9 protein-coding genes, 2 tRNA genes and 2 pseudogenes are annotated in these 10,107 nt (G+C 59.9%); 6 read left to right on the top strand and 7 right to left on the bottom strand.

Features of this window, described 5'->3' with window-relative positions:
- Together tfb and ACLQMU_RS10065 are read left to right on the top strand one after the other, a co-directional pair.
- Positions 1–458: pseudogene (gene tfb / locus ACLQMU_RS10070) on the top strand (transcription initiation factor IIB); the annotation flags it as partial.
- Between the two features lie 81 nt (positions 459–539).
- A tRNA-Ala gene (locus tag ACLQMU_RS10065) sits at positions 540–611 on the top strand.
- Between the two features lie 43 nt (positions 612–654).
- Here the strand turns inward: ACLQMU_RS10065 and ACLQMU_RS10060 are convergent.
- Complete coding sequence (locus ACLQMU_RS10060; protein WP_424039602.1) at positions 655–837, bottom strand: hypothetical protein; 183 nt, start codon at positions 835–837, stop codon at positions 655–657.
- Positions 838–1,077: 240 nt separating this feature from the next.
- Here ACLQMU_RS10060 and ACLQMU_RS10055 point away from each other — a divergent pair.
- A tRNA-Ala gene (locus ACLQMU_RS10055) sits at positions 1,078–1,149 on the top strand.
- A gap of 285 nt (positions 1,150–1,434) precedes the next feature.
- Here ACLQMU_RS10055 and ACLQMU_RS10050 read toward each other — a convergent pair.
- From ACLQMU_RS10050 to ACLQMU_RS10035, 4 genes are all read right to left on the bottom strand, one after another.
- Positions 1,435–1,899 carry a hypothetical protein gene (locus tag ACLQMU_RS10050; protein WP_422149466.1) on the bottom strand — a complete coding sequence of 155 codons (465 nt, stop codon included), beginning with the start codon at positions 1,897–1,899 and terminating at the stop codon, positions 1,435–1,437.
- Positions 1,900–1,985: 86 nt separating this feature from the next.
- Positions 1,986–2,849, bottom strand: a complete 864-nt coding sequence (gene thiL / locus ACLQMU_RS10045; RefSeq protein ID WP_422149465.1) for a thiamine-phosphate kinase — start codon at positions 2,847–2,849, stop codon at positions 1,986–1,988.
- Positions 2,836–4,818 carry a DUF460 domain-containing protein gene (locus ACLQMU_RS10040; RefSeq protein ID WP_422149464.1) on the bottom strand — a complete coding sequence of 661 codons (1,983 nt, stop codon included), beginning with the start codon at positions 4,816–4,818 and terminating at the stop codon, positions 2,836–2,838. The genes thiL and ACLQMU_RS10040 overlap by 14 nt, the downstream gene beginning before the upstream one ends.
- On the bottom strand, positions 4,803–5,660 hold the full coding sequence (locus ACLQMU_RS10035; protein WP_424039604.1) for a serine/threonine-protein kinase RIO2: 858 nt from the start codon (positions 5,658–5,660) through the stop codon (positions 4,803–4,805). Before ACLQMU_RS10035 ends, ACLQMU_RS10040 begins: the two co-directional genes overlap by 16 nt.
- A 119-nt stretch (positions 5,661–5,779) precedes the next feature.
- On the opposite strand from ACLQMU_RS10035, the gene ACLQMU_RS10030 reads away from it, so the two are divergent.
- The 3 genes from ACLQMU_RS10030 to ACLQMU_RS10020 are packed head-to-tail and all read left to right on the top strand — an operon-like array spanning position 5,780 to position 9,156.
- Entirely contained in the window at positions 5,780–6,697 is a 918-nt protein-coding gene (locus ACLQMU_RS10030) for a tRNA(Ile)-lysidine synthase (protein WP_424039606.1), read from the top strand.
- A complete protein-coding gene (locus ACLQMU_RS10025) occupies positions 6,694–8,394 on the top strand; it encodes a potassium channel family protein (protein WP_422149461.1) in 1,701 nt (566 codons plus the stop codon). Before ACLQMU_RS10030 ends, ACLQMU_RS10025 begins: the two co-directional genes overlap by 4 nt.
- 15 nt (positions 8,395–8,409) lie before the next feature.
- Positions 8,410–9,156, top strand: coding sequence for an NAD+ synthase (locus tag ACLQMU_RS10020; protein WP_422149460.1), 747 nt, complete (start codon positions 8,410–8,412; stop codon positions 9,154–9,156).
- On the opposite strand, the gene ACLQMU_RS10015 is transcribed toward ACLQMU_RS10020, so the two are convergent.
- A complete protein-coding gene (locus tag ACLQMU_RS10015; protein ID WP_422149459.1) occupies positions 9,143–9,847 on the bottom strand; it encodes a glucose-6-phosphate isomerase family protein in 705 nt (234 codons plus the stop codon). The two genes, ACLQMU_RS10020 and ACLQMU_RS10015, sit on opposite strands and share 14 nt — an antisense overlap.
- Positions 9,844–10,107: pseudogene (locus ACLQMU_RS10010) on the bottom strand (COG1361 S-layer family protein); the annotation flags it as partial. The gene ACLQMU_RS10015 and the pseudogene ACLQMU_RS10010, both read right to left, overlap by 4 nt.

Genomic DNA, 10,107 nt, shown 5'->3' with positions numbered 1-10,107 from the left:
TCCGGGGCCGGAGCATCGAAGGCGTCGCAGCTGCGGCGCTCTACGCGGCCTGCCGGCAGTGCAGCGTGCCCCGTACGCTCGATGAGATTGCCGAAGTGTCCCGTGTCTCAAGAAAAGAGATTGGCAGGACCTACCGGTTCATCTCACGGGAACTCGGCTTGAAGCTCCTCCCGACTTCCCCGATCGATTACGTACCGCGTTTCTGCTCCGGGCTCACGCTCAAGGGCGAGGTCCAGAGCCGTGCGGTCGAGATCCTGCGCCAAGCCGGAGAACGGGAGTTAACGAGCGGCAGGGGCCCGACCGGGGTCGCAGCAGCCGCTATCTACATCTCCTCGATCCTGGGCGGAGAGCGGCGCACCCAGCGCGAAGTAGCGGAAGTGGCAGGGGTCACGGAAGTCACGATCAGGAACCGGTACAAGGAACTGGCAGAGAAACTCGACATCGAGATCATCCTCTGATTTTTTTATTTTTCCTGCGGTTGCCTTTCCACAACAACAACTATATTCCATCCGCGGGAGAATTGTAATACCACAATTCTCGGGCTCGTAGATCAGGGGTAGATCGCTACGTTCGCAACGTAGAGGCCGCGGGTTCAAATCCCGCCGGGTCCATTCGGTTTTATTAAAATTACAAAAAAGAACCGGATTTTCTGATTTACTTCGCGGAAAGTATCTTTACTTCGTTTTCCAGCGTCTCTTTGAGGCGCTGCACGGCTTCATTCAGGTCGTTTGTCGTCGTTACTGTGAATTGATTGTCAGTCTTCACATCATGGTACGTAACGATATAATCGATCCGGCCGTCCTTTGCCTTCTTTGGTTCAATGATCAGTTTCACCATGAGGGTATCTCCAATTTTTTTGGGGTTGCGGGTCACCGCTTTCCCCGGATATGATCAGTTCTTGGGCACGGTGTTTTATTAAATCTTCATCTTTGCCGCCCTGTCCCGAACGTAAACACCAAAAAATGTTCCGGCCGTTCTGATGCATACCGGGAGCGGGCTCCCGATTCCCCGTTTTTTTACAAAACCGGATCAGTAACAACTATATGGAATCGACAGAAAAAGTATATACCGCACAAAGGGCTCGTAGATCAGGGGTAGATCGTCACGTTTGCAACGTGAAGGCCACGGGTTCGAATCCCGTCGAGTCCATCGTTTTTAAGCATCTTTTCCGGTTCTCGTGAGAATCTTTTTTTACCCTGTGAAAATTATTCCGACCGGTTAAGTGGATCGGTACCTCGCACCCCCGGCGCGATGAGTGCCGCCGCCCCTGCGGCGGATCAATAAACAGAGATAAAAAAAAACTCTCCTGCCCGCCGTGCCCCGGGGGGCCCCGATGATAACCAGGATTTTCACCAGAGACCGTTTTGACGCTGTTTTTAAAATAGCCCAAAAAAGACGTGCAAAGGCCGGATTCCCCTCTTGCCGGTATGGGTTTCAGTCAATCCAGTCAAGCAGCTGGTTCGTTTGTGCCTGTTCACTCTTTTGTATCAGTTTTCTCTTTACTTTTTTTACGGCTTCATCCGCCGGGGAGGGGGGGAGCGGGGCCGGCGCAGCCTTTTCAAACATGCCATAATCCAGGAACCCGTCCGGGGTGTCTTTCGCATCACCCACGCCGATCTCCTGGATGACCGCAGGGGGTTCCTCCTCATGAACCGGTAACACAGTGGCCTGGGGCTCGTACCCCCGGGACACAGGAAGTGCCGGATCCTCCCCCATGACGGGATCCGGGGCGATAAGCGGGGGCGCAACCGATTTTGCGGACGGGATGGCATCGTGGGATGCGAGCTCGACGGTGACGCGGATCCCCTCCGCCCGCTGGATCAGAAAGTCTACAAAGTCCTCGACCTCCCGGCGCTGCTCTGCCGGGAGGCGGTCCAGTTTGCTCTCCAGCGATTCCATGGTGGGTGAACGGATCCTTTTCTATCCATTATCTTTTGTTATTTGTATTTAAGAGAAATGCGCCGGCTCCTGACCATGATGCCAAGTTACACCCACCGGTGCTGGTACCCGCGTTTTTCCACGGATTTCCCATCCACGAGCACGGCTTTTTCCGGGATCGCTTTTCCTATCACCGTGCAGGGTACACCGGCCACCGGGTACCGTTCCGGGGGCAGGGTGAAGATCAACTCGTAATCCCCGCCTCCATAGAGTGCCAGTTCACGCGCCTGGGCTTCCGGGATGCCCGCGGGCAGCGGCAGTTTGTCTGAGTCAAGGGAGAACCCGCAGGAATTGACACTCATGAGATCGTAGAGCGAGAGGGCGATCCCGTCGCTGTCGTCCATCATCGCGCTGACCCCCCCGCGTGAGAGGAGCCGGCCCTCCGCAACCCGGGGCTGCGGTTCGAAAAGCGCCTTCTCGAACTGTTTATACCCGTCAAGCCACGCCTGAGCCTGCCCCGGGGTCCCGGTGATGCATACCAGATCCCCCGGCCAGGCACCGGTCCGCTGCACGAGATGCACACGGTCCACGAGGCCGAGACCGGTCGTCACGACCGTGAGTTCATCGTGGTGGTCGATGTCCCCGCCGATAATGGAAGCGCCGAATTTTTTACAAGCGTCCTGTGCCCCCTGCATGACCCCGGCAAGATGCTCCCACCGGTCAAGCCCCACCGCGATGAGCACATACGCCGGTTCTGCTCCCATGCTCGCGATGTCGCTGATGGTGACCGCTGCACTCATCCAACCGATCTGCCAGTCGGTCATGCCGTCCACAAAATCGGTCGTACGGTGGAGCATGTCCGTCGTGGCCACCATCACCCGGTCCCCGCACGGCAGCACGGCACAGTCGTCGCGGCAGTTCTCCTCACCCACAATCGCCATCACGGTCTTTAAGAGTTCACGATCGTCCATGGTCGCCGGCCCCTTCCTTGCGCACTTCCTTACCCCGTTCGCTCTTGTACTCCTTGAACATGTGCTCGATCTGGCTGGACTTTTTCTCGCGTAAAAACTGCGCCTGCTCCTCCTGCCAGCGGGCAAGGGCGGCTTCGACGCGGTCCTTCGCGGCAAGACCCTGCCGCCCCCGCACCTGTACACCGGTATCCGTATCGGTGAGCAGGGGGATGCCGGCTTCCCGGAATACCGAGCGGATCTGCGGATCGCTCTCACCGGGAGCAGGAGCGATCAGGGCCCGGACCGGTATGTCTGCAAGATCCCTGACCACGCTGCGCCCCCAGCCGTCAGTGCGCTGCACAAAGACCATCTCGCCCTCGGAAAGGCCGGTATCATCCATGAGCCGGCGGAAGGCCTCTTTCGTGAGCGCGTCCATCACCTTCACCGGTAACACCTCGCCATCCATGGACAGTTCGGCAAACGTCCGTATCCTTTCTATGCGCCGTGCGAGCGTGCGGCTGTTGCGCTCTTCTTTTCTGAGTCGTTTTTTCAGGCTCTGGATAATCGCGTCCCGTTTTACTATTTCAGTATCCTTAGCGAGCTGCATGTCCCGGGTATCGTGCACTGCCCGGAGCCGTCCCTGGAGCCGGTGGATCTCGTACTCCTTTGCCTTGACCTCCTCCTGAAGTTCAGCCATAAAGGTGCGCAGGCGTTTTACCCTCCCATCCAGCACCCGCACCCGCTCATCGTGCCGGGCCGCGACCGGTGCTACCGGTGCTTCCTGTGCCGGGGCGGCCGGTGATACGGCGTTCATGTCGAGAAGTACCTGGCCGAGTGCCTGTCCCCGGATCACCCGTGCCCGGACTTCATCGAGGTCATGACCCGGGGGCACGCGCCTGATGAGGTTACGGAACTTGTTCTGGTACTGGCGATAGGCATCAAGCGCCGCCGAGAGCGCGTCCCGTTCGTGGACGTTTGCGTACGGGAAACCGGCGGTGAGTTCGAGTTTGGCTTCGACGCTCGTGTCCTGCCGGGGGGTGTAAGAGACCGCCGAGAACGCCCGCCGGATCTTTTCCACCGAGTACGGCATTTCCTGCACATCGGATGCGATGACCAGAGGTTTTCCGAGTCGGTACAGGGCCTCGATCACACCGGACATGTTCATCTGCCGCGAGCTTTCGAGGTGCATGAGGTTCCCGTCAAGATCGAGCGCAGCGACTGCGGTGGTGGTGCCCGGATCGATCCCCACGATAAGGTACCGGGGTTTTCCCGAGAGGGGCCGGAACCGGATCCGTTCGAGACGCTTGCCGCTGATCCTGACCTGCACATCGGCGCCACGGTACGTTCCGACCGGCACCTGGCCCCGTACGGCAAAGACCCGGAAGGCCACCCGGCTGCACCCCCCGAAGGCCCTGGTCTCCTTTTTCTCGTACCTGAGCCCGGCGCCTGAAAGCTGCATCTCGATCTCCCGCCCTTTAAGCTGGACAGCGCCGTGGATCTTCCGCACGTACCGGTTCTGGCTCCACCCGCCACGGCCCGGCGACCGGTGACGGCTGACGACGACCTCGCTCTCGTTCTCGAACGCGATGACCTCGGCGCCGGCGCCGAGCGATGCGACCCGGGCCGTGGTGCGGGCCTCGGCAAAGGGGTCGAACCGGTCGAAGCTGATATTGAACCGGGCGGCGACCTTCCCGAGCGTCTCCTTTTTCTCGCCGCCGGTCACCTGGACGAGTTTTGTCTGCGGCGGGAGACCCTGCAAAAAGAAGAAAAGCTCGTGCTGGTCGGCCGCAATCTCCTGGAGGCTGTCGACCGCAAGGATATCGGGCCGTTCCTCGGAAAGCAGGCGGAAGAGCCGGAACATCGAGACCGTACTCTCGCTGGTGATCTTCTGATCCTCCATCCGGACAAGGGCGTACATCGGCCGTCGGGATCGTGACCGCACCGAGCCTTTGACAATGTCGATTCCAAAGATGTTCAGCCGGTCACGCATCGCAGTGCTTCCCCGGGGTCATACGACAGTTTGTACTTCCGCTCAAAGAAGGCAAGGATATTGCCGATATCACGTTCGAGAATGGAGAACGCATTGGGGTGGCTGGTCTCCATCCACTGCGGCCAGTCGATAATGACACATTTTCCATCCTCGACGAGAATGTTGAACTCCGAAAGGTCCGCGTGGATCGCGCCGGCCCGGTAGGCGGCCCGTACGTTTGCGAGGATCTCGTCAAGGGTGGCCGACGGGTCCGGCAACCGGTACCGGGCGAGGCCCGACCCGTCAATAAGCGCCATCACGACCGCATTCCGGTTCTGGCCGACAGGGAGCGGGACGGACACCTTCGGGTGGAGGAGACAGAGCGCCGCGTACTCGCGTTCGGCGGAAAGCCGGGAGGCAAGCAGCCACGGGCAGCTGCCGGTTTCAGGAATATATTCCCGGTTGACCCGGGGCGTGTTGAAGGATCGCTGGCCGATCCGGTGGAACTTGACAGCCACCGGCCCGAGGCCGAGCGCATCGTAGACGACGGACTCCTTTCCTTCCCCGATTTTTGTCCCCAGCGCCGAGATGATGCCCTTGCGGGCAAGGGTGGTAAGTGCGAGCGTGTCGTACCCGCCAAAGACGAGCGCATAGCCGTCGTACGGCACCGCGTTGAACCGCACCATGCCCCACCGGATAAGCCGTGACAACCGGTAATTGACCTCGGAGTCAGAAAGCCCTGTCGCCTGCTCCAGGCTCTCCAGCGGGACCCACTCGTACCGCTTCATCTGGCGCTCGAGCGCGACAAGGATCGCCTTCTCGTATTTGTGCAGGCTGCGGATGCGCTCCGGAGACACGACCATGGTTGTTATGAGTGGTTACGTGGCAGACTATAAAATCATGGCCTCCGCGGCAGCCACCGCCGGAGCATCACAACCTTAAACATCTTTTATCGTCCAGATCAGAACAGGATCTGTCACCCATGCATTGCGATGCGTGCCGGCGCGAGGCCGTCGTTTACCAGCCCTATTCGGGAAAACACCTCTGCCCGGTGCATTTTCTTAAGGATTTCGAGGCAAAGGCCAAGCATGCCATCCGTTCGCACGGCTGGCTGCGCCCGGGCGACCATATCGCTGTGGCGCTGTCTGGTGATGCCGCCAGTGCCGCCCTTCTCTTCTTTCTCGCAAAACTCACCGCAGCCCGCCGTGACATCCGGCTCTCTGCGATAACCATCGACACCGGAATGTCCGGCTCCCCTGCCATAGCTCAGGCCGGAGCGATGGCGGCTGCCTGCAGCGTTGAATGGCACTGCGGCTCCTTTGCGGAGCGGTACGGAATGACGATAGATGAGATGGTACAGAAGAACGGGCCGGATACTGCCCGCCGCTCCTGCCGGGTGCTTCTCTGCGACCTGCTCGGTGAGATCGCCGAAGCGCACGGTGCCACCCGGTGCGCATTCGCCACAACCGTTGACGAGACCGCCGGGGATTTTTTTTCCAGCCTCCTGTCCGGGAAGGTCGAACGAACTCTCTTTCCCGCCGGTGTGACGGGAAAAACGCGTATTCCCGCGATCCGGCCGTTCATGGATATCCCGGCACCGGAAGTGATCCGGTATGCGGAGCTGTGCTGCGGGAAGTACGGCACCTGGGACGCCCTGCTCCCCGGCCCCTGTGCCGGACAGGATTCCCTTGCGGCAGATGCACAGGCAGCGCTGGACATGTACTCGGACCGCCACCCGGCCGCAAAATTCGCGCTTGCAAACCTTGCCGGGACACTTGCCGGCATCGCGGCTGCGCGAGGGATGACCCCTTCGTGCCCGGTCTGCGGCGAACCAATTGACGGCGGGGAATGCAATGCCTGCGGCATCCGCCGGGACGTTACACGGGGGACTCTATTATGAGATCGAGAAAAAATGTTGTCTGGCGTATCATCCACACGTCCGCCGAGATGCGGGTCCTGATCTATTTCGTGATGTTTGCCCTGCTCATCCTTATCTACACGGTTATCTTCCACGGGCTGTATCCTCAGCTGGAAGGAAAAACCGTCGACTGGGCACAATCGGTGTTATTCGTTATCCAGACGATCACGACTACCGGGAGTCTTCTTGCCATCCATTCGGATACGATGATCCTTTTCTCTTCGGTCATGATGCTCTCGGGGGTTATCATGATCTTCATGGTCATCCCTCTCATTATCACCCCTTACCTTGTCGCGGTGCTCCGTTCGGCACCGGTGCGCCGGACACCCCATGCCCTTTTCCACCACACGGTGATCATCGGGGATGGCGAGCTGTCCCGCGCACTGGTAGAGAGCCTTTCCCTCTCGGAAAAAGAGGTGCTCATAGTCGAAGAGGATGAGAAAGCGGCACGCGAACTTGCCCTCAAACACCGCAGGAGGGCGTTTGTGATATGGGGGGATTATGACGACCCCCAGACATGGGAGCAGGCCTGGATCAAAAACGCGGATTTTGTGATCGTCTGCGAGGACGAGCGGACGACGGCAAGCATCATCCTCGGGATACGGCCGCTCACGCCGGCCCGGATCATCTCGATTGTCGACAAGATCTCCTTTGACCGGTACCTGCGGTATGCCGGGGCGGAGTACGTGCTCTCCCCCAAGCAGGTGACCGGGCGTATCCTCGCCCGGCATGCAGTCCTCAACCCGGGCGGAGATACGGAGCCCGCCATCCCCGGCCTTGACCGTCTCACCATCAATGGCGAGGAATTCCCGGAAAAAAATCTCCGGCTGATCCATATCCCGGTCATGCCCGAGAGCAAGGCAGCGGGAAAACCGCTCGGTGGCCTGAACCTGCACGGGCAGTACGGCATCATCGTCCCGTTCCTCTGGAAAGCGGGCAGGTTTATCTCCCGTCCCGATCCCTCCGAAACGGTCGATGCCACCACATCGCTCTTTTTATTCGGGAGGGCCGACGCGATCCGCCGGGCAGTCCACGAAGAACTGGAGGTCGACAAAGAACAGATCGGCCACGCGGTCATTGCAGGATTCGGCGATGTGGGATCTGCCGCATATACCGAGATGGCGGCATCGGGCATCTCCTGCGTGGTGGTCGATGCAAAAAAGTACGACGTGAACGAGGTGATTGGAAATGCCGAGGACGAGGAGATCTTACGGGATGCCCGGATAGGTGAAGCCCGGTTCTGTATCGTCGCTCTCAATGACGACGACGTGAACATCTTCACCACCCTGATGGCACGCAACCTCAACCCCGCCATCCGCATTCTTGCCCGGGCAAACGAGCCACCCTCCGTGGATAAACTGTACCGGGCGGGGGCGGATTATGTCGCGTTGCTCCCGCGGATCGGAGGGCAGACGGTCGGTAGGATCGTGCTTGCCGATACGGTCACGGTGCTCGTCGATCTCCCGGACGGCGAGATGGTCGTATTAAAACAGGTCCGGCATCCCACGGACCTGACGGTAAGCCACATCATGGGGAAAAGCGGCGTGCGGTTCCTGGGGATCGAGGCATTGGACCATATCATGGTCTCCCCTCCCGGGTCGGAAGTACTGCATGAAGGCGATTTTGTGATCGTGGCGGGGAATACCGAACAGTTAAAAAAATTTATCCGCATATTCTAACGGAGGAGTGCAGATATGGCCAGAGAACTCGGGTGCAGGATGGGAGAGATCGAGCAGATGATTCGCTATGCCTACTGGAACAGCGGGTGCACTGGAATTGTTGTCGGCGTTTCGGGAGGGGTGGACTCCGCGGTCGCGGCCGCCTTCTGCTGCCGGGCGATTGGGCCGGACAAGGTACTCGGGCTCTCCCTGCCGACATCGGTGAGCAACCCGCAGGATGTACGAGATGCCGCAGATCTTTGTGCCGCTCTCGGGATGGAGCACCGGGTCATCCCCATCGACCCCATGCTTGCGGCCTTTAAAACCCTCCCGGGCTTTGTGGAATCGCCGTACCTGCTGGGGAACCTCATGGCCCGCATCAGGATGACGGTGCTGTACTACCACGCGAACCGCGACCACAGGCTCGTCTGCGGCACGTCAAACCGGAGCGAATGCCTGCTTGGCTACTGCACCAAGTACGGGGACAACGCGGCTGACATCCAGCCCATCGTCCACCTCTACAAGTCCGACGTGTACGAAGTGGCACGGGAGATGAAAATCCCGGAGCCGATCCTCACCAAAACGCCGTCGGCCGGGCTCTGGGCGGGCCAGAGCGACGAGGGTGAGATCGGTCTTTCCTATGCCGAGATCGATACGGCGCTCAGGAGCCTTGAGGCAAACGGCTGGAAAGCCCGAACACCGGCCGAGGAAAAAGTTCTGGCCCGGGCGGAGAAAAACGCCCACAAGCGCCTCGCCGCACCTAGCCTTTTTACAGTCCCGTAAAAACAGCGGGGTATTTTTCCGGCTCGTTGAGAAAGGCAAGGGCATCCTGGTCGCCAATCATGGCATAGATCGGCCCGGCACAGGACCGGCCGGCTGCTCCCCTTCCCCGGACAACGGCATATCTCCGGACCGGGGGCATGTCCGGGTAGTGCCGGTTTCCGGCGATCCGGCCGTCGCTCATGACGTAGTATGCCGCCCCGTGAAGGGCCTCGTACTCCCCGTACTCGCTCTCAAATGCGGTAGATACAAGGTTTGCAAGAACAAGGGTGGTGCCCGGCGACGGATTGATGGTGATATGGCCGTAGCCCGGCGGGATGATCAGACGCGATCCGGTGTCCGCGTGGACAAGGATAACGTCGTCCAGTTTCCGTGACTGGAGGAGAAATTGTGCCGTCCCTTCCAGAACTTCATACAGTTCCGGGTAACCGGTGCCGGCGGGATTGGCGGGATGGTAATGCCCCTTTGTCTTGACATGCTCGCCGCAGAGATCACGCGGGGGAATGACGGTAATGTCATAGCGGAGCCGGTGATTGATGAGCCAGCGCCGGTCCGCCGGCGATCGTGCAAGATCGCGGTACATATAATAGAGGGGGTCGCTCGCCGGGCACCCCGGGTCTGCAAGGACAGAGCGCATATCCCGGATCGTCCGTATCCCGGGCGCCGGAAGCGCCCCCTTCCACCCGCACCTCACTTCTTCTTCCTCATCACGAACACGTAATAGCCGGCTGCGCCAAGGATCACCGCAATGACAGCGACGATCTCAAGCAACTGTACCACGGGTGCAGTTGTCGGCCGGGGAACCACGTTAACGTCTGCCTTGAAGGTATCGGAGATCTGGCTGTTATCGAGCGCATCCCGGTACCTGACCTCGGTATCCAGCGCATAGGTCCCGGGCGCGGCGCTGTTGGCGGCACTTATCGCGTACTGTGCTGTCACGTTTCCGCCGGGCGG

The sequence above is a fragment of the Methanoregula sp. genome (assembly GCF_052325125.1).
GTDB lineage: Archaea > Halobacteriota > Methanomicrobia > Methanomicrobiales > Methanospirillaceae > Methanoregula.
The sequence above is the reverse complement of the archived record's forward strand: the minus strand, read 5'-3'. Positions and strand labels throughout refer to the sequence as shown.